The organism is Lentilactobacillus dabitei, assembly GCF_019061365.1.
GTDB classification, from domain to species: Bacteria; Bacillota; Bacilli; order Lactobacillales; family Lactobacillaceae; genus Lentilactobacillus; species Lentilactobacillus dabitei.
Window position 1 is genome coordinate 18,731 of record NZ_JAHPPD010000019.1, and the last position, 17,753, is coordinate 36,483.

19 protein-coding genes and 1 pseudogene are annotated in these 17,753 nt (G+C 42.7%); 7 read left to right on the forward strand and 13 right to left on the reverse strand.

Translation table 11 applies throughout. The features are described 5' to 3' along the window. Window positions 1-21 precede the first annotated feature (21 nt). Window positions 22-669, forward strand: coding sequence for an SDR family NAD(P)-dependent oxidoreductase (locus KTE19_RS04570; RefSeq protein ID WP_217162213.1), 648 nt, complete (start codon window positions 22-24; stop codon window positions 667-669). Between the two features lie 78 nt (window positions 670-747). On the opposite strand, the pseudogene KTE19_RS04575 reads toward KTE19_RS04570, so the two are convergent. After that, window positions 748-1,959, reverse strand: a pseudogene (locus KTE19_RS04575) (multidrug effflux MFS transporter). 179 nt (window positions 1,960-2,138) lie between these two features. Here KTE19_RS04575 and lepB point away from each other — a divergent pair. Beyond that, window positions 2,139-2,726 (forward strand): signal peptidase I, encoded by a 588-nt coding sequence (gene lepB / locus KTE19_RS04580; RefSeq protein ID WP_217162217.1) that lies wholly within the window; start codon window positions 2,139-2,141, stop codon window positions 2,724-2,726. 243 nt (window positions 2,727-2,969) lie between these two features. Here the strand turns inward: lepB and KTE19_RS04585 are convergent, their stop codons facing one another. After that, window positions 2,970-3,608: a histidine phosphatase family protein gene (locus tag KTE19_RS04585; protein ID WP_217162219.1), complete on the reverse strand. Its 639-nt coding sequence runs from the start codon at window positions 3,606-3,608 to the stop codon at window positions 2,970-2,972. Window positions 3,609-3,937: 329 nt separating this feature from the next. Between KTE19_RS04585 and KTE19_RS04590 the strand changes: the two genes are divergently transcribed. The 3 genes from KTE19_RS04590 (at window position 3,938) to KTE19_RS04600 (ending at window position 5,855) form a co-directional block, all read left to right on the forward strand. Beyond that, window positions 3,938-4,486 carry an RNA 2'-phosphotransferase gene (locus KTE19_RS04590; RefSeq protein ID WP_217162221.1) on the forward strand — a complete coding sequence of 183 codons (549 nt, stop codon included), beginning with the start codon at window positions 3,938-3,940 and terminating at the stop codon, window positions 4,484-4,486. Window positions 4,487-5,340: 854 nt separating this feature from the next. Beyond that, window positions 5,341-5,595: a type II toxin-antitoxin system Phd/YefM family antitoxin gene (locus KTE19_RS04595; protein ID WP_217162223.1), complete on the forward strand. Its 255-nt coding sequence runs from the start codon at window positions 5,341-5,343 to the stop codon at window positions 5,593-5,595. After that, on the forward strand, window positions 5,592-5,855 hold the full coding sequence (locus tag KTE19_RS04600) for a Txe/YoeB family addiction module toxin (protein WP_217162225.1): 264 nt from the start codon (window positions 5,592-5,594) through the stop codon (window positions 5,853-5,855). Before KTE19_RS04595 ends, KTE19_RS04600 begins: the two co-directional genes overlap by 4 nt. A gap of 113 nt (window positions 5,856-5,968) precedes the next feature. Here the strand turns inward: KTE19_RS04600 and KTE19_RS04605 are convergent, their stop codons facing one another. The 3 genes from KTE19_RS04605 to KTE19_RS04615 form a co-directional block, all read right to left on the reverse strand. Continuing rightward, window positions 5,969-6,580, reverse strand: coding sequence for an anthranilate synthase component II (locus tag KTE19_RS04605; protein ID WP_217162228.1), 612 nt, complete (start codon window positions 6,578-6,580; stop codon window positions 5,969-5,971). Further along, complete coding sequence (locus KTE19_RS04610) at window positions 6,564-8,042, reverse strand: anthranilate synthase component I family protein (RefSeq protein ID WP_217162230.1); 1,479 nt, start codon at window positions 8,040-8,042, stop codon at window positions 6,564-6,566. Before KTE19_RS04610 ends, KTE19_RS04605 begins: the two co-directional genes overlap by 17 nt. 274 nt (window positions 8,043-8,316) lie before the next feature. Further along, on the reverse strand, window positions 8,317-8,463 hold the full coding sequence (locus tag KTE19_RS04615; protein ID WP_217165386.1) for a hypothetical protein: 147 nt from the start codon (window positions 8,461-8,463) through the stop codon (window positions 8,317-8,319). A gap of 755 nt (window positions 8,464-9,218) precedes the next feature. Here KTE19_RS04615 and aroF point away from each other — a divergent pair. Further along, window positions 9,219-10,235 carry a 3-deoxy-7-phosphoheptulonate synthase gene (gene aroF / locus KTE19_RS04620; protein WP_217165388.1) on the forward strand — a complete coding sequence of 339 codons (1,017 nt, stop codon included), beginning with the start codon at window positions 9,219-9,221 and terminating at the stop codon, window positions 10,233-10,235. Continuing rightward, window positions 10,232-11,311, forward strand: a complete 1,080-nt coding sequence (gene aroB / locus KTE19_RS04625) for a 3-dehydroquinate synthase (RefSeq protein ID WP_217341717.1) — start codon at window positions 10,232-10,234, stop codon at window positions 11,309-11,311. The genes aroF and aroB overlap by 4 nt, the downstream gene beginning before the upstream one ends. Window positions 11,312-11,389: 78 nt before the next feature. Here aroB and KTE19_RS04630 read toward each other — a convergent pair whose 3' ends face one another. From KTE19_RS04630 to KTE19_RS04660, 8 genes are all read right to left on the reverse strand, one after another. Further along, a complete protein-coding gene (locus tag KTE19_RS04630; RefSeq protein WP_217165392.1) occupies window positions 11,390-11,803 on the reverse strand; it encodes a protein-export chaperone SecB in 414 nt (137 codons plus the stop codon). Then, entirely contained in the window at window positions 11,803-12,363 is a 561-nt protein-coding gene (locus KTE19_RS04635) for a transcriptional regulator (protein ID WP_217341718.1), read from the reverse strand. The genes KTE19_RS04630 and KTE19_RS04635 overlap by 1 nt, the downstream gene beginning before the upstream one ends. Before the next feature lie 696 nt (window positions 12,364-13,059). After that, entirely contained in the window at window positions 13,060-13,149 is a 90-nt protein-coding gene (locus KTE19_RS14230; RefSeq protein WP_347339397.1) for a putative holin-like toxin, read from the reverse strand. 348 nt (window positions 13,150-13,497) lie between these two features. After that, entirely contained in the window at window positions 13,498-13,839 is a 342-nt protein-coding gene (locus tag KTE19_RS04640) for a type II toxin-antitoxin system RelE family toxin (protein WP_217341719.1), read from the reverse strand. Next, window positions 13,836-14,147 carry a type II toxin-antitoxin system Phd/YefM family antitoxin gene (locus tag KTE19_RS04645; RefSeq protein ID WP_217341720.1) on the reverse strand — a complete coding sequence of 104 codons (312 nt, stop codon included), beginning with the start codon at window positions 14,145-14,147 and terminating at the stop codon, window positions 13,836-13,838. The genes KTE19_RS04640 and KTE19_RS04645 overlap by 4 nt, the downstream gene beginning before the upstream one ends. Window positions 14,148-14,509: 362 nt before the next feature. Continuing rightward, on the reverse strand, window positions 14,510-14,614 hold the full coding sequence (locus KTE19_RS14310; RefSeq protein ID WP_217341721.1) for a putative holin-like toxin: 105 nt from the start codon (window positions 14,612-14,614) through the stop codon (window positions 14,510-14,512). Window positions 14,615-14,902: 288 nt separating this feature from the next. Then, window positions 14,903-15,007: a putative holin-like toxin gene (locus tag KTE19_RS04655; protein ID WP_217341722.1), complete on the reverse strand. Its 105-nt coding sequence runs from the start codon at window positions 15,005-15,007 to the stop codon at window positions 14,903-14,905. A 266-nt stretch (window positions 15,008-15,273) separates the two neighbouring features. Then, a complete protein-coding gene (locus KTE19_RS04660; RefSeq protein ID WP_217341723.1) occupies window positions 15,274-17,397 on the reverse strand; it encodes a DUF5776 domain-containing protein in 2,124 nt (707 codons plus the stop codon). Window positions 17,398-17,753: the final 356 nt, after the last annotated feature.

Consider the following 17,753-nt stretch of genomic DNA (forward strand, 5'->3'; position numbering starts at 1 on the left):
GTACCATAGGGGGAAATGATGATGAGTGATAAAGTTGCAATTGTGACCAATGCGACCAGTGACATTGGTTGGGCAATTTCAAAACAATTAATGGCAAATAAAATTCGGGTGATTGGTGCTGGTGATAATGAAGCTGTTTTGGGGGACGCCAGTAAACACTATGAGTTGTTTGATGGGCAAGTTGTTGATCCAATCGAAGAAGACGCCGTTGAAAAATTTGTAAAGCAGGCCACTGATAAATACGGGGAGATCGATTACTCTTTTCAAATTGCGGTTCCCTATCAAGCGGGGCTCATTATTGATGAGCAATTGACCGATTGGAATTTCATGATTGATTTGGCGTTAAATGGTGTTTTTTTATTCATCAAGAACGTTGGTCGCCAAATGAAGAAACAAGGAAGCGGCCAGATTGTTAACATTGCGTCGATGGACGCGCACGTTCAGTCGTATTGCAGTGAAGATTATGCGGCGATCAAATCAGCCATCAATATTTTTACAAAAAGTGCCGCGTTAGAGTTGGTGCCCGCCAATGTACAGGTGAATTCGATTCTTCCAGGAATTGTTGACAGCTATCCAGCGATCGATGAACATTCATTGGATCAAGCAGAAACACTGTCGGTGAAACGACCGGCCAGACCGGAGGAAATTGCGGGCCCAGCGATTTTTTGACCAGCGAGGAAGCCAGCTATATCAATGGCACCACCTTAGTCGTTGATGGTGGCTGGGAGATCACTGGATATCCGGATGTCAGGATGTAAAATGATGATTTTGAGATTCGCCATGAATTGAAAAGAACAATATCATACTGAATAACATGCAGCCCATGATTGCTAAAGCCATCGGCAGGTAGGTGTGACTACCCATCACGCCAACCAGTGGTGACATAATGCCGCCAATTGCGTTTTGGGACAAGCCCAGTAATGCGGATAGGCCGCCATTGTTTCGTAACGATAGGTTCATAATAATTGAGGTGGTGAGGGTGAAAAGCATCCCGAACTGGGTAACCGTGAGAAAGATGAGGACGATGACTACCAGCAAATTGTTAAAGAATAGGGCACTCAGAGTGAGTAAGATGGTCGTTAATACGGTTGTTGCCAGAACGAATTTTGCCTGGATTATTTCTGGGAATCGCGCCGCCAATCCGCCGGGGATTATTGAGCCGATGGCGATACCAATACCATTCAAAGCATAAAGAAGACTGAAGTTTTGAACGGACATATGAAAGAAATTTTGGAAAACGAAAGAAGAGGCCGAAATATAACTAAATAAACCGCCAGATACTAAACCGGTTGCCAGAATCAAACGCACAAATTTAGAATTCTTAAGAAAACCAAACATCTTGACAACTGATTCCAGGGGATGACCAGTAATTCGTTTTTCAACCGGTAAGGTTTCTTTGATTCCGAGCCAAAGTGCGATCACTAAGATAAAACCAATTGCGGCTAATAGAATGAAAATACCTTGCTAGCTGACAAATTGAATCATGAAACCGCCAATTACAGGTGAAATGACCGGGAAAATTCCGTTGACAGCTGAGAGCATGGAATAAAACTTGGTTAACAAAGAACCAGAAAACATATCCGAAGCAATTGCTCGGGAAAGGACCTGGCCGCTAGCACCCGCAAGTCCCTGGATAAATCGCAACAGGATGAGTAAATAGACCGAATTGCTCATTGCAATCAGGAGTGAAACCAGCCCGAAAATGAAGAAGCCTACCATGAGTGGCTTCTTGCGACCATATTTGTCACTTAACGGTCCTGAAATTAGTTGTCCCAGCGCCAACCCCAGTAGACAGGCACTTAAACTCATTTGAATGAGGGATGCTGGTGCTGCTAGATCATGGGTCATTTCTGGTAGGGCGGGTAAATAAAGATCGATTGATAATGGCCCGGATGCACTAATTGTCCCTAAAATGAAAATGAGCCAGATCCGTTTTCCTAAAGTTGATTTTGTTTTCATAACATCACCTCATTTATCACAATACAGATTTAATTGAGCGAAAATTTTTAAATTTGTGGTTACTAATCCGTTAATTATTGCCTAAAATGTTGTCATGATAGGAAAGTATGCTAAAATTAATGTCGACTGCATTCTAGTAAAAATATTCGAATTACTGTAGTCCTTAAAGGAGCCTTTTGATGAAAGTAATCAGAGAAATTGCAAGTTGGGTCATTCCAATTGTTGTCGGCCTGGCAATTGCCTACGTTGTTCAATTATACGTATTCACAACGGCGCGAGTCGATGGGCCATCAATGGAACCCAACCTTATTAATAATGAACGATTGGTCGTTTGGAAGCAAGCCAAGATTAAACATCTGAGTGTCATCGTGTTTGATGCTTATGGCGAAGATCCAACGGCAACCAAACCCAAGACTGACTACGTAAAGCGGGTAATCGGGCTACCAGGTGATACAGTTTCCAGCAAAGACGGTAACATTTACGTAAATGGCAAGGTTGTTCCCCAGAAGTTTATCAGCATGAAGGAACGGACGGCCGGAACCGGTAACTGGAGCTTAAAGACCTTATCCAAGAGTTGGGATAAGAATACGCATGCTACTAAGGTGCCAAAGGGTGAATACTTCGTCTTAGGAGATCATAGAAGTGTTTCAAACGATGGTCGTTACTGGGGCTTTGTCCCTAAGAAGAAGATTGTCGGCGTTGCTAAGACCCTCTTCTGGGAAACCAATAAAACTAAACGAACCAATGTGAATAATTTGGGCTATTAAACAGTGACAGGGTGATGAGCTCTGGGCGATCCTCAAACCTAAAGGAAGCAGCCAATGATGAACATTTTTTGTTCATGGTTGGCTGTTTTTTTAGAAATTAGGGTAAAGAAACGAAAGCACATTTTTAAGATCATATCTAAAAATGCTCCCCAACTCATTTAAAAATTCTTCAAACAAATAGCTGAACACTCTCTATCAAATACATAGGGATGCCCAGCTACTTTAGTTAGATGTTAGAAATCCTTATTTAATATCATCGATAACAACTGGCTCATGAGTCACATCCAAAACCGTGATGCTGCCATTTTTTGGCTGATCCGCCACAGCCCCGTTCGCAGCGTAAATTGTCGCTAAGTTACGCAAATACGTTCCGTGGGTGACAACAACTGCATTTTCGCCATCATCAAGTTCTTCAGCGAGTCGGGCCACTGCAGATTTGATTCGAGCTTCAATGTGGGCGGCTGTTTCTGCTTCGTGAAATGGATCAGCATCATGCATAAAATCGCGGACTTTCAACAAGCTATAGTGTTTGATTAGTTCTTCTTGATTCGAATAGCCAAGTGGCCGGGCGATCATATTCCACGTCTGGACGCTATCAACGCCTTCAAATGAGCCAAAATAGATCTCGCGCACATCTTCATGAACTTCGCGAGTAATGCCATTAGCGTGTTTATTTTGGGCTAGAATGCGGTCTAACGTGTGGATTGCGCGTAACATGTCGGAACTGACCGCTAACTGAAAGCGGATGTCGGCGAGCCGGTTACCGGCAGCCGTTGCCTGGGCTTCGCCTTTTTCGGTTAAGGGCGAGTCCACCCAGCCCTGCATTCTGCGAAACCTGTTTAAAAGCGTCTGCCCATGGCGAACAAAATAAATTCTTTTCATGATGTATCCTCTCAAAATCAGCTTTAATAATTCGATTTTATCATATCTAAATCAAAAAAATTCGAATTTTAAGTTCCGTTTAAGGTAGGGAAGATATAGTATAGACAATCAAATATGACGAACAGTCATATTGGTTACAAGCTCACTGCACCCCCTCAGGCAGTGACTTGCCCAAAGTTTTACTAACTAACCCCTCAACATAGAATCACCCCTCAATATATGCGATTACTTGACACACGGAATCCCAAATTTCCGTGTGTTTTTGGGTTGCAGGTCAATTAGGCATATAATGTCACTAGTTAATTGCACAAGATTGAAGGTTCTTACATATGGATCATCACTTAACCAGAATTAGTAAACGAATTTCATTCACCCTACGTCACCATCCCGATAAGATTGGGATTAACTTGGATCAATATGGTCGAGTTGACCTTGATTCGTTCATTCGCCACTTTAATCAGCACTACGGCACACCAATTAGCGAAGCCCTCATTCGAAAGATTATGCGCCAAAGCGACAAACAGCGCTATGCGATCGAAGGTGGTACAATTAGGGCATTATATGGGCACAGTATCCCCGTCAAACCACTGACGCCACCCAAAACGCCTCCGGAAGTTTTGTATCATGGAACCACTCACGTCGCGGCAAGGTTGATTGTTGACGAAGGATTGAAAAAAATGGATCGTGACTTCGTGCACCTTTCCGCTAATTGGCGAATGGCCCTTCAGGTGGGAAAACGCCGAGATCCAAAGCCAGTCATTTTTCAAGTAGCTGCTCAAAAAGCTACCAAGGACGGCATTTTGTTCTACCCAACCGAAAGTGGTGTCTGGCTGGTGGCTGCGATGCCTGCAACATATTTAAAAATCATTCATCAGTAAATGACCGGTTAATCCGGTGGAGGAAACTATGGCAGACCAATCAGAAGGACCCAAAAAAGTAACCAAAATTCCTAGATCAGTTCAAGGCAATTGCCCGAAGTGCCACCGGCCAATGCAAATTAGTTATGGCTTGAATCGCTGTCCGTCATGTGGGTTTATTTTTAAGTCGAACTTTAAAGTAAAGTGAGCGGAGCAAAGCGGTTAGAGATCGGAGTGTAAGTCTCCTCGAACGAAAATTCCGGGTTTGGGAATTTTTGTTCGAGGTGCTTACATGCAGATCTCTGCTTTGAGTAGCTGTCCTAAAGTACAGTGAGCGCAGCAAAGCGGTTAGGGATCGGAGCATAAGTCGCCACATCTGAAAATCCTGGTTTTGGATTTACAGATGTGGTGATTATGTGCAGATCCCTGCTTTGCGAAGCTGTCCTAAGATAAGTGAGCGACAAGCAACGGGTGATGCGGTATCTAAAGGGCTTTGGGCTTAAACCCCGGTTTTGGGTTTGAGTTCAAAGTCCTTTAGATGTTAGCATCAGTTGCGTCGGAGCGGTCCTGGGAAGTGAGCGCAGCAAAGCGGTTAATAACCGGAGCATAAGTCTCCGCAAGCAGAAATCCTGGTTCTGGATTTTCGCTTGTGGTGCCTTATGTGCAGGTTATTGCTTTGCGAAGCTGTCCTAGTCTGTGTAGCGGCTTTTAATTCAGGTAGAGTGAAACTTGTTGTAAAGCAAAGAATTCAGACATTCAAAAGAGCTGAGATATTAGTCGGCAAATGATTTATCATTTTAAAAGACAATGAGCTTAATGTGCGGTATAATGTACATGTACATTAATACGTACATTATAGGGATGGAGGGATTTAGATGAAGGATATATACACACCTACTAAGGCGAGACAAAATCTCTTTAAATTAATTAAAGAAGCTAACGAGCAAAAACGACCAATTCATATTTCACCTACAAAGAAAGATGAAAAGGGAGCCGTCCTCATAGGTGAAGATGACTGGGATTCCTTACAGGAGACCTTGTATCTTGTTGCGACAGGAACGATTGATCAAGTTAAGTCTCGAGAGAATGATCCAGAAGAAGATTTCGATGATGCATGGAAATCGCTATGACCTATCAGATTCGGGTAAAAAAAGGCGCTAAAAAAGGAATGAAAAAGATCAAAGGTTCTCCGTTAGAATCAAATTTTCTTCAAATTATTAAAACTTTGCGTGAAAATCCTTATGAGCCTATTCAATCATTTGAGAAATTAGTCCCCCCTGCAGCTGGATACTACTCAAGAAGAATTAATAGTCAACATCGAGTAGTGTACCGGGTTGATGAAGAAAACAAAACTGTTATTATCTATGCTGTATACACACATTATGAATAGATACATGATTGATTTTTCAAGATAAATGCATAATTCGTGAGATTAAAATAGACGAACAAATAACTGAGATGACTATCTCGGATGTTTGTTCGTCATTTAATTTTCTCTCTGTTTCACAGAGCATGCGCCATCATCTGCTGGTGCTCCCGGACAATTGCCAAGAAGTTGGCGACAATCTGCTTGCCGACTTCCGGATCAGTCATGATTGACTCGGGGTGGAATTGGACACCATAAACGTGATTGGTGGCGTCAGCAAGTGCCATAATTTCGCTATCGGCAGTTTGAGCAGTGACTTTCAGATTAGCCGGCACCGTTTTAGGATCAACGATTAAGGAATGGTATCTGGCTGCTTGAAATTGACGCGGGCAGTCTTTGAACAAACTGCTCGGTTCAGAAATTTCTACTTCCGACGGCTTGCCATGCATTAATTTTGGCGCGTGGACCACCTTTGCTCCGTAAGCTTCAGCAATTGCCTGGTGTCCTAGGCAGACACCGAGAATTGGGACTTTGCCCAGAAATTCTTTTAAGATCGCCGGCATGTTCCCAGCATCTTCTGGGCGGCCTGGTCCCGGTGACAAAATCACGCTTTCTGGATGGCGTGCTTGTAATTCTTCGGCGGTAATTGCGTCATTTTTGATGACGGTAATTGGTTCATCCGTCAAGCTGCCGATCAGTTGGTATAAGTTGTAGGTAAAGCTATCATAGTTATCAATCAGATAATGCATTGAGGACATCTCCCTTCACACTGGTCTCTTTCAGTGCATTGACGACGGCACTGGCCTTGTTATTAAACTCTTGGTATTCATATTTGGCGACACTGTCGGCGACAATTCCCGCTCCCGAATGAACCACCAGCTGATTGCCTTTGCGATAGGCGAGGCGGATGCCAATACATAGATCCAGATCCCCATCAAAGCCTAAATAGCCGATACAGCCGCCATAGACGCCCCGTTTGCGATTTTCAAGTTGGCCAATAATCTTCATAGCTGAAATCTTCGGTGCGCCTGATAATGTTCCGGCGGGTAAAACCGCATTGATGATGTCAATTGCGGAGACGCCTTTTTTGGCCGTGCTTTCGACAACTGACCCCATGTGCATCACGTTTGCGAATCGTAACAATTTGCGGTAGGCGGTCACGTTGACACTGCCGAATTCACTGACGGCGCCCAAGTCGTTTCGCCCAAGGTCAATCAACATGTTGTGCTCAGATAATTCCTTGGGGCTATGCTGGAGTTCATAGGCGAATTTGGCATCCTCTGCTTTATCGTGACCCCGGCGACGGGTGCCAGCAAGCGGATACGTAAATAACGTTTGGTCTCGCTTCGTAATCAAGGTTTCTGGGGAGGCACCGATCGTTTCAAAATCACCATGCCGGAAATAGAATTGATAGGGTGAGGGACTTTCCCTAAAGAGCGTCGGGGCCGCCGCAAACAGGGAACCTCGCATGGTGGCTTGCTGTGGATTTGATAAAATGAGTTGGAAAATGTCGCCATCAATGATGTGCTGCTTGGTTTCAGCGACTTTTTCATCAAATTCCTGTAAGGAGAATTGCATTTTCAGCGGGGTCATGGAAAACGCCGGTAGTGGCTGTTCCCCATTAATTGATAATAATTGTTGCTTGAGGGCAGTCAGCTCAGCCATGACTGAATCATAGGTGCTGAGCAGCTCATTGGCAGGCACGATTTTGCTTAAAGTGACCGTTTGGGTGGCGTGGTTATAAGCAATCACTTCGTCGACTAATATCAAGTCGGCATCATTTAAACCCATTGGATCTTTCACCGCGGGGAGTGTGGCTGTGGTCGCGTATTTCTCATAGTCATAGCTGAAGTAGCCGGCAAGGCCTCCTAAGAAGGGTGGTAGGCCAGGGATGCGTGGTGTTTGATTTTCTTTGAGGATTTTTTCGATGACCGGTTTGAGTTCAACGGTTTCTGTTGATTCGTTGTGTCCTTGTTCTTTAGTTGTGAGTCGGCCATTTCGATAAGTGAACGACTTAGATGGGTTGACGCCAATGAAGCTGAACCCATCCTCAGTTTTCTTCGGCTTACCGGTTAGGAGAAAGCACGGTGAATCTGGTTGGTCAAGTGCCTGGGTAATGGCAATTGGGTCAAATGAGGGTAATTGGAATTGCAGCGTGACGGGAACTGCTGGAAAATGGGTGGCAAATTTTTGTAATTGTTCGATATTCATATTGATGGCCTCCAAGTTGAATTTGTGTTAATGAACTGGTTGGGGTTGCCATCGTTTGGCGATAAGCTTGATCATAACTGAAACCTCCGGAATTATAGGATGAATGACACGTAGAATAATTTTGGACACAAAAAATCCGTCCTGACTCAAACCATTAACTGGTTCTTTAAGGACGGATTATGCCGCGGTGCCACCTTAATTTGAGATTAACTGAAAGAACAGTCATTTGGAATTAAAATCGGCCAAATAACGAATCCATTCAATTAGCTCACGCTTAGCGAAGTGCCAACACACTCCCGGCAAATGACGTCTGCCTGAACGTTTCTTCGTACTCGCGTACTTTCGGAAGAACCCTCTGCGGTCCATTTAATTGCTTGTATCCGGTCGCACTCTCAGCAGCGGCGGCTCTCTTTACGGGCATGACAATCTTGATCTCCACATCAACGGTTTTTGTAGGACGGATATTTAATTGTTATCAGGTTAAGACGATTATGAGAATTTGTCAAGCAAAATGAGAGTGAGCGGAGCAAAGTGGTTAGAAACGGGAGCCTAAGTCTCCTCAACCATAAATCCTGGTTTTGGGGATTTATGGTTGAGGTGCTTATGTGGAAATTTCTGCTTAGTGGAGCTGTCCTAAGATAAGTGAGCGACAAGCAACGGGTGATGCGGTATCTAAAGGGCTTTGGGCTTAAACCCTGGCTTTGGGTTTGAGTTCAAAGTCCTTTAGATGTTAGCATCAGTTGCGTCGGAGCTGTCCTATTCAACATAAAAGGACAAATCCCCCAGTCTCATTCGCATTTTATCCCCCGATTTCAACTTTTCAAAATTTAACCCTTGACACAACTCCAAATTCATAATATGATAACTGCAATTAAAATTTAACTTTATTAGGAGATTCTAATTATGATGAAATTAAACGCAAATCTTAATCGATTTAGTTACTATTGGCCATTGTAGTGTTCACACCGTACAGGTTGTGGGCACATTCCTACAACTTGTGCGACCAATAGTATTTCAGCATGATTACTCCGGTCACACAGTAAATTTTCAAAATACTGCGGGACCAATTTTTTTACCCTAAACCAGACAACTCCCGTGGTGTTCTAGATAGATAGACGCTGCGGGAGTTTTATTTTAACCAAAAATACATTAGACAATAGAAATGGAGATTATATTATGATAGTTATCGTTAAAGCAGGACATGCAGACATTATTGATGAAATTAAGAACCGGTTCGATGGTACCAACGAAGTATTTGTCCATCATAATCGCGTTGCAATTCAAGGCATCACCGAAAAGGACTTAAATGCCGAAGAAAAGAATGCGATCGATTTAATTATTGATAATGTTCCAGCAGCCGTGCAGGGCAGCCGGTTATTTCACCCAGAAGATACAGTGGTGACAACCGCGCACAGTAAAATTGGTGGCGATCACTTCACCATGATGGCGGGTCCATGCTCCGTAGAATCTACAGAGCATGTGATGAAGATGGCGAAGGTTGCTAAGAGTGGTGGCGCAACGATTCTTCGAGGCGGCGCATTCAAGCCCCGGACATCGCCATACTCCTTCCAGGGACTCGGCGAAGACGGCTTGAAGTTCTTGCGAGCAGCCGCTGACGCATACGATATGGACGTCTTAACTGAAGTGATGGACCAAGACCACGTGGACATGATTGCTAAATACACCGACATTTTCCAAATCGGTGCCCGGAATATGCAAAACTTCTCTTTGTTGAAAGCAGTCGGTCGGACGAACATTCCAGTTATGTTAAAACGTGGGATGTCAGCAACCATTGACGATATCTTGAACGCGGCTGAATACATCGCAGCCGGTGGTAACCACCAGATTATCATCACGGAACGGGGAATTCGGACGTTTGATAACAAATACACCCGAAACACATTGGACCTCGGCGCCGTTCCTGTTTTGCAAAAGTTAACGCATTACCCAGTGATTGTTGATCCTAGTCATGCCGCTGGTCATACCGAATTTGTGACCCCCGAAGCATTGGCCGGAGTTGCCGTTGGGGCGAGTGGTTTGGTTGTTGAAATTCATGACGATCCCGCCCACGCATTCTCCGATGGTGCCCAAGCATTGAAGCCAAACGAATACCGTGAAATGGCTGCTAAAGCCTTCGCAATCCGCAAGACCCTGGTTGCTCCCGTCGAAGAAAAAAGTGAGGTTAGTTTATGAAAATAATTAAAGTTGATTTACCAGATCATTCATACAACGTGGAAATTGAAAATGGTGTTTTGAACTGTACCGGTCAGTTGGTTTCCAGTATTTGGTCAAAACGAAAAATTGCTCTGGTCAGTGATAGTAACGTTGCACCACTCTACCAAGAACGGGTTGCTGACGCGTTGGAAAGTGTTGGTTTCACCGTTCACAATTACCAATTCCCAGCTGGCGAGGCCTCTAAATCACTCGAGGTTCTTGGGGATTTAACCCGCGAAATGGCGGCTGATGGCTTCAATCGCGATGATGGGGTGATTGCGTTGGGTGGCGGCGTTACGGGTGATCTGGCAGGGTTCCTGGCCGCAACTTACATGCGCGGCATTAGCTTGATTCAGATCCCAACGTCATTGCTGGCACAGGTCGACAGTTCAGTTGGTGGTAAGACTGCTGTGGACTTAGATAACACGAAGAACATCATTGGGGCGTTCTACCAACCTGATTTGGTGATCATTGACCCAGAAACCTTGCAGACGTTAACAACCCGCGACCTGGTTGAAGGTTACGGAGAAATCGTTAAGGTGGCTGCCTTATCAGACGGTGATCTTTGGAAATTGGTTCAGTCAATCAATTCACCGGCAGACATTCTCGCCAATGCCAAGGAGCTCAGTATTCATTCAGTTCAATACAAAGCCAACGTGGTTATGGGAGATGAAAAAGAAGGCGGCTTGCGGCAACTACTCAACTTCGGCCATACGATCGGTCATGCCGTTGAAGCCTTGGCTGATGGCGATCTGCGTCATGGCGAAGCAGTTAGCATCGGGATGGTTGCGATCACCCGAATCTTCGAAGAAAAGGGCTTATCTCGTGAGGGCTTAACTCAAACCTTGATTGACCGCCTAGAAGCAGTTGGCTTGCCGGTCACTACACCACTCTTAGAATCCCAAGCAGTTTTCGATAAGATTAAGAACGATAAAAAGAATCGCGATGGTCATCTGAACTTGATTTACGTTCATCAAATTGGTGGGCCGGCAATCAAATCGATCCCTAGCGATGATATCCAGGACTTTTTAGATATTAAGACTATTAAGGCGTAATTGTTTCATGTGGAACATTTATACAAAGTAAAGGGAGCACTTCATTTTTGGAGTGCCCCTTTAGCATGGTAAGTGTTTCTAATTTGAATTATCCTGAGTTAATAATTTAGCAACGTTAATAGTTGGCATATTATATCCAGGAAATTCGTTAGACGTCGTTGTTAGTGTTGCAATGATTGCACGAGCGTAAGGGTAAAGAATTGCCACTGCATTGTGACGCACGAAAGTGTCGATACCAATATTAGTATTATCCTCATCTGGGTTGTAGGTAAAATTGCCAATGATCGAACAGCTGACTTGAAATGGCATGGAACCTTTTTCCAAAGAACCGATCATAACAGTTAGTGTAATATTGATGTCATTATCAGTTATGTCGATTTTTGTCGTGATCTTCGGATCTAATTCGATTTGCTTATTGGCTGGTTGATAGTGGGCATTTCTTTTGTATGCCATCTCCTGAACTTTATAACCATTGAATCGTAGAATACTCATTAAGCAGCACTTCCTAACTCTCTTGATTTACCAAAGGATTGGGGATCAGCGTCCAGAGATTTAGTGGTATACAAATCGTTAGTTGGAGAATATGTGGGTGAATTATCAAACGCACTTGTCAGTGGCTTCTCAAAATCATTTCGCCAATTATCGGGTAGCTGGTGATGACTCTTGTAGTCATCTCGAGCAGCTTCAAAAAGTATTTCTTGATATTTTGCCTGAACCCGTTGATTATTTTCGATTTGGGTTAATGATGACGAACCGATCCCCAAGATATATGCAAATTCTCTTACAGACAATCCTAAATTGTGACGTAATTCTCTAATTTCTCCGGAAGTCATATAATTCTTACGTTTTCGGTAGGCGGTAAAACTGTTCCTAACGTTTTCCATCGGATCGGAAAAATCTCCCCATAACTCTCCGTTAGCATCTTGCCAGTAATGATTTATAACTAACAAGTCGTTTATATCTCTGACCTTCACAATCTCAGGCTTCCAAACTTCGGTGTATATTTCGGTGGTATCCAATTCCGGATTATAAAATGCTTTTTTAAGATTCATTTTGTTACCTCGCTTTATATTAAGATGAATGATTTTCAAGTTAGCGATACGGAAAATGGAGTGGGTAGTCAGCTATATGAAATGAAATCCACATTACGATGCCATTAGGCCTATCCTGAAACTTTAAGTAACAAGGATGATCGTTAATTGTAAGTCCAAATACCCAAATATTTCCCGGTATGGCATGATCATCTAATTGAGGCCCAGAAACATAATCCCGCCACTCTATGTGATTATAAATCAAGTCGAACGCAATGCTTTGAGTGATTCCTAATTCTGTTAATGTTAATAGATTTTTACGACGAGTACTAAGTTTCCAATAGTTGCGCCTTTTTTGAATATCTATAATTATTTTTTTAATGTCATTGATATTGGTCAATGGCTTCCACATCCAAACTACATTATCTCTCGTTATTATAACATGCTTGTATCTCCTGAGATACAAACATGTTATGAAACTTTTTCTATAAATCAAACATACCATATCAATGGTAGATATTTAAATTGTGACAGAGGCTGTCTTCAAAACCATTAATTTATTAGTAAGCAGCCAATGGTCATGTTATAATGTGGTTATGAAAAAGAAGCCCTGTGGTAACAGGACTTCTCATGCAAGCCGCTTTAAAGACGGTGGCATTAGTTAAAGAATGATTTTAGGTCACCCTGTAACCGGCCAAAGTTACGCAGGGCGGCTTTTTATTTTTGGTGCTTGTCGATATAACTGAGCAGCGTGATTAAGAACGTGCCGAACAGAAATACCAACGAGAGTGCCTGAAAGACGCTCATTGACTGTGAAACCTTCCTGAAGATTACTCCATGTTCCCATAGACCTCACCTCGTAAGGGAGAAGACAGCCACCGCCCATAAAACTTCTTGCTTGATTTATGATACAGGGGAACAAGAGTGCTAGCCAAGTACTAAAGTCAACCACTCCTGAATTTATTCAGGAGTGGTTGACAATAACCGCTAGCTGACCTATACCCCCAAAGTTAAAGTAACAACTTTAGCTTTGGAGGTATTTTTGATGACTAAAATTTCAAAAGAAACTAAATTACGTGCGTTAACTGAATATTTTGCTGGTCAAGGAAGTTCACTTGGCATTGCCCTTAAAACTTCCTGCCTAAATTATATTAATCAATGAGAATCATCAACATCTGAGGTTGGGCTATGGTGGTCAATTCGATGACGAGCCTCTTTATAAACAATCTTATCTTCTCGCTTCCCAATTCCAACAATATCAATTACTTTGTTAAGACTGGGATCTTTGCGGAAAATGATTCTGATACCTAAATCACGATGTTTAATTTCTCGACAGCCCGCCAAATTTCCGGTTAGCGGTTTGCCAGCTTGCATGCCCTGAACTTTGATCCGTTTTAAACCTTTATTAACAACTTTAAGCTGAGAACCATCAAGATGCTGCTTTTCTTTTGCAGCTTGCCGGAAATACTTGAGGTGGTGTTCACGCGGCGTACTCATTCCCACCCGTCGTTTTCATTAAAGTCAATCTTATCAAGGGTGTCACCGTCAACTTCCTGTTCATCAACTAAGCCAGGATTTTTTTCAGTTAAACGCTTTTGAATTTCTAAATCATATAGTTTATCTTGCAGTGCCTGATTATCATTAACAAGTTGTTCGTAATCTTCAACAGACAATACCACTCCAGCTGGTGTATCTCGATTAAAAACATAGAGTCCGGTTTTTTTGTTTTTTGCTTCTTCGAAAGCTCTGGCTGGTGATTTCTTTAGGCTGGTCATATTTGTAGTCGGAACATTTAAAGTTTTCATGACAACTCCTCCAATCTTTTATGTTATTATAGCACTTATAAGCATACTTTTAAATGATTTAATAGGCATCTTTTAATAGCCCGTTATAGAAACTTATAGATGATCGTTTAAATAATCGGGTCATCAAAAGATAGCAAAATCTGAAAAAATCAAGGATTCATGACTAAAACAACTCATGAATAATGATTACTACATCTCGGGATCTAGGAAGATGTCTTTCTGTCCAACTTCTCCTAACCGTGATATAATGTAAACACAAAAAGGAAGTTCCGCACTAACAGAACTTCCCGTGTAGAGCCGTATAAGACGGTGGCATATTAATTAGTTATAAAATAACCGCTAGCTTGCCGGAGCTAAGGCGGCTATTTTTTTTGCTGACTTTTGATCAGCTCAACAACTAGGACAATTAGGTTAATGATCAATAGACCAGTCCCAATCGCTAGTTGTAAAGCGTCCGAAACGGACACTTAGGCTATTCCTTTCCCAGAATGTGAGCTTATTGTTTTCCACCATAAGCACCACCTCCTCTTTAAGGAAATAGCCACCGCCTTAACTTCTCTACAGACTCATATTATACAGGATAAGCTGTTAAAATATACATGAAGACGATCTTTCTGTCCCAATTATCTTAACCATGATATAATATAAACACAAAAAGGAAGTTCTGCACCAACAGAACTTCCCGTGTAGAGCCGCTTAAGACGGTGGCAATTAACGTTGATTAAATAACCGCTAGCTTGCCAGAGCTAAGGCGGCTATTTTTTTTGCTGACTTTTGATCAGCTCAACAACTAAGACAATTAGGTTAATGATCAATAGACCAGTCCCAATTGCTAGTTGTAAAGCGTCCGAAATGGACATTGAGGCTACTCCTTTCATCAGGATTTGTGTGCGTTATCGGCTTAACACCATAAGCACCACCCCTTTACCAGGAAATAGCCACCGCCTTAACTTCTCTACGAATTAATAATATACAGGATAAACTGCGACAACCCAGACTTTCAATCTAATTATTTTATGGGTAAGTGTCCACTTGTCATATTACAATGTCGATAGAAAAAGGAGCCCTGCTGGAACAGGACTCCCCGGAACTTCCCCTAGGATTATCAGCTTCCAAGTTTCTAGCTTTATCGATTGATTACTTTAACATATTTGGTATTGCCAGTAATGTAACCACCAGCAATGTGATATCTTAATGAGCCCGTCTTGGTGATGCTATTAGCGTGTGAGAAATCGTAATTCTTAATTCGAATCCTAGTGCCACGCTTGATATGCTTGTTACGTTTGGTTAAATTAACGGTCTTATAACGGTTAATGTTCTTCTTGGTCTTGATATAACGAGGCATCTTATGTTTGCCCATCTTAACCAACTTGCGATTGCCAGTAATGTAGTTTCCGTTACTCAATACATAACGAGTGGTTAAGTTATGGTGGACAAACTTAGTCACATGCAGGACAGTACCTTGCTTGTAGTTGCGAACTTTCTTGGTTAAGTTGGCCTTCTTATAAGCGTTAACGCCCCTGGGATTAATGACGGTGAGTGTCTTGTGGTTACTTTGATAGTACACAGGGCGGACATAATTCCAACTAGCGGTGATGTAACCAACTAAGCCATCTGTTTTGCTGGCGTGATTCACATCGCGGACTTTATATCTTAATTTACCAGTTGCTGATCTCCGGTAACCTGTGACCACAAACATTGGCCGGTAAGGACGAGGCTTCTTTGAGTAATTGGCTTTTCGAGCAGCCTTCGTGAAATTGGCGTTTTTATAGAGGTACATTTTTCGTAATGAATAAACGGCTTGGCCCACAAAACTTTCTTTGGTAGGAGTTGCTGGCTGCGATTCGGTTTTTGATGGGACTGTTGACTCACTGCTTGGCGTAACAACCGGGTTTGTGTCAGGCGTAACGCTTGGGGTATCGGGATTAACCGGCGTGGCATTCTTCTTGTAAACGACGGTAATTGTCCCACCAGCCTCTGGGATGACAACCTGACCGTCGACAACTTTACGATCGTTGACGGTATAGCCCGGAATGGTTGGGACTTTGACCTTGTCGCCCGCATAGCCTTTACCACTCGAATCTTTGTTCAACGATTGACCATTTTCATCAACTGGATGAATGGTGTAATTGATTTCGGAGGCGATGGTATAGGGGAGGAAATAATCGATGACATCAAGGTTTGATCTTCCATACCGAGCGAGCATATAATACGAATACGTATTAGGACCGTTGTTAATAACCGGAAGGTCAAGATTCCATGGTTTCGATGTAGCGTTACTGGGCACCACTTGTTCGGCGAGCCCAGTAAACGTTATATCATCACCCATTATCGTTTGGGTTCCAGTCGGTGCAGCTGGGCCCTGAGCACCGTTTTGCCAAACTTCTAATTGCCGGTAGGTTCCACCACCGGGAATGGGATAACCCAATGCGGTGCGTGCCAACATAATATTTTTAGCATCATAGGGGGCACCAACGGCAGAATTTGTGGAATTCTTAGGCAATGCATCAGTAAAAATATTTTTCCAGGTGTAAGAATTACCATGCAGCGTTATAGCTGGAAGAACGATCCTCTGATCGGACCAAGCAAAATTTTGTGTATAATTATTAGCATCAAGCACATTTAGGTTGGCAATACAGTTACCACTAACGTCCAACCAGGTTACATTTGGAAGATGTTGATGGTCAATGGGTGAAACATCTGTAATTCGATTGCCAGATAAATTAATGTACTCTAAATGAGTCAAGCCCTCTAGGGGGGTTAAATCAGTGATATCACCCCGGTAAAATTTTGACCCATAACTTAAATTGGCTGCAAGTTTTATTTTTTTTAAGTTAGTAGCAAGTTCCAGTCCTTGCAAAGAATAATTGCCTGGATTGACCTCTGGCTCGATGGCACCGTTGCTATTTTCGGCGACAGTGTCCAAGTTGTTATAGGTTTGGTCCTTGCCGGAGGTGCCGGGATCCCAAGTCAACGAGGTCAATTGACCCAGCGCAGTTGTAAAATCCGCTGTACTAATAGTATCTAGCGTGGCACTATTACTCACCAAACCCTGCTCCTTCATATTATACAGAACAAGTTCCTGTAATTTCTGATTTGGCATAATATCAGAAATGCTCTGGTTAGCTGTTGAATCAGCCTGAGCGACGACTGTAACTGGCGTATTTGTAACCTGGGTGACAGTCGTTGTTAATAAAATAGTTGAGCACATTAAGATAAGTGCCGCCAACAAATGCTTTTGTGATCTCATTGTCATTCTCCCCCTCAAGAAACGTTAGCTCTGTCTGACTCAGTTCTATATTTCCAAGCTGACCACTTCTAGTTAACATAGTTATTATAATTTTATTATCCTTCAATTGTCAATTCGGTGAACTGCGAGCTAATCTAATGAGTTGATTAGTTAACAGACAATCGACATGTTGGGGTGCAATAAGGTGAACTGCTCTGTTATTCGTGGCAGAGTAGTTCACAACAGAGCAAGTTACAATCATAAGCTGGTAATTAATTACGCTTAGACATTTAATAAGGCTTGAATTGTCAAATTAAGTGCAACACTACATTAAAGAATATTTCATAAGGCGTTTTCCATCCGAGACATTTACGGGG

What these genes read in the sequence shown, in the direction of transcription:
- KTE19_RS04660 (WP_217341723.1), bottom strand. Translation starts at nt 17,397, where the DNA reads ATGAGATCACAAAAGCATTTGTTGGCGGCACTTATCTTAATGTGCTCA.
- KTE19_RS04570 (WP_217162213.1), top strand. Translation starts at nt 22, where the DNA reads ATGAGTGATAAAGTTGCAATTGTGACCAATGCGACCAGTGACATTGGT.
- KTE19_RS04645 (WP_217341720.1), bottom strand. Translation starts at nt 14,147, where the DNA reads ATGAAAACTTTAAATGTTCCGACTACAAATATGACCAGCCTAAAGAAA.
- aroB (WP_217341717.1), top strand. Translation starts at nt 10,232, where the DNA reads ATGAAAATAATTAAAGTTGATTTACCAGATCATTCATACAACGTGGAA.
- aroF (WP_217165388.1), top strand. Translation starts at nt 9,219, where the DNA reads ATGATAGTTATCGTTAAAGCAGGACATGCAGACATTATTGATGAAATT.
- KTE19_RS04605 (WP_217162228.1), bottom strand. Translation starts at nt 6,580, where the DNA reads ATGCATTATCTGATTGATAACTATGATAGCTTTACCTACAACTTATAC.
- KTE19_RS04595 (WP_217162223.1), top strand. Translation starts at nt 5,341, where the DNA reads ATGAAGGATATATACACACCTACTAAGGCGAGACAAAATCTCTTTAAA.
- KTE19_RS04655 (WP_217341722.1), bottom strand. Translation starts at nt 15,007, where the DNA reads ATGTCCATTTCGGACGCTTTACAACTAGCAATTGGGACTGGTCTATTG.
- KTE19_RS04600 (WP_217162225.1), top strand. Translation starts at nt 5,592, where the DNA reads ATGACCTATCAGATTCGGGTAAAAAAAGGCGCTAAAAAAGGAATGAAA.
- KTE19_RS04590 (WP_217162221.1), top strand. Translation starts at nt 3,938, where the DNA reads ATGGATCATCACTTAACCAGAATTAGTAAACGAATTTCATTCACCCTA.
- KTE19_RS04635 (WP_217341718.1), bottom strand. Translation starts at nt 12,363, where the DNA reads ATGAATCTTAAAAAAGCATTTTATAATCCGGAATTGGATACCACCGAA.
- lepB (WP_217162217.1), top strand. Translation starts at nt 2,139, where the DNA reads ATGAAAGTAATCAGAGAAATTGCAAGTTGGGTCATTCCAATTGTTGTC.
- KTE19_RS04585 (WP_217162219.1), bottom strand. Translation starts at nt 3,608, where the DNA reads ATGAAAAGAATTTATTTTGTTCGCCATGGGCAGACGCTTTTAAACAGG.
- KTE19_RS04630 (WP_217165392.1), bottom strand. Translation starts at nt 11,803, where the DNA reads ATGAGTATTCTACGATTCAATGGTTATAAAGTTCAGGAGATGGCATAC.
- KTE19_RS04615 (WP_217165386.1), bottom strand. Translation starts at nt 8,463, where the DNA reads ATGCCCGTAAAGAGAGCCGCCGCTGCTGAGAGTGCGACCGGATACAAG.
- KTE19_RS04640 (WP_217341719.1), bottom strand. Translation starts at nt 13,839, where the DNA reads ATGAGTACGCCGCGTGAACACCACCTCAAGTATTTCCGGCAAGCTGCA.
- KTE19_RS14230 (WP_347339397.1), bottom strand. Translation starts at nt 13,149, where the DNA reads ATGAGCGTCTTTCAGGCACTCTCGTTGGTATTTCTGTTCGGCACGTTC.
- KTE19_RS04610 (WP_217162230.1), bottom strand. Translation starts at nt 8,042, where the DNA reads ATGAATATCGAACAATTACAAAAATTTGCCACCCATTTTCCAGCAGTT.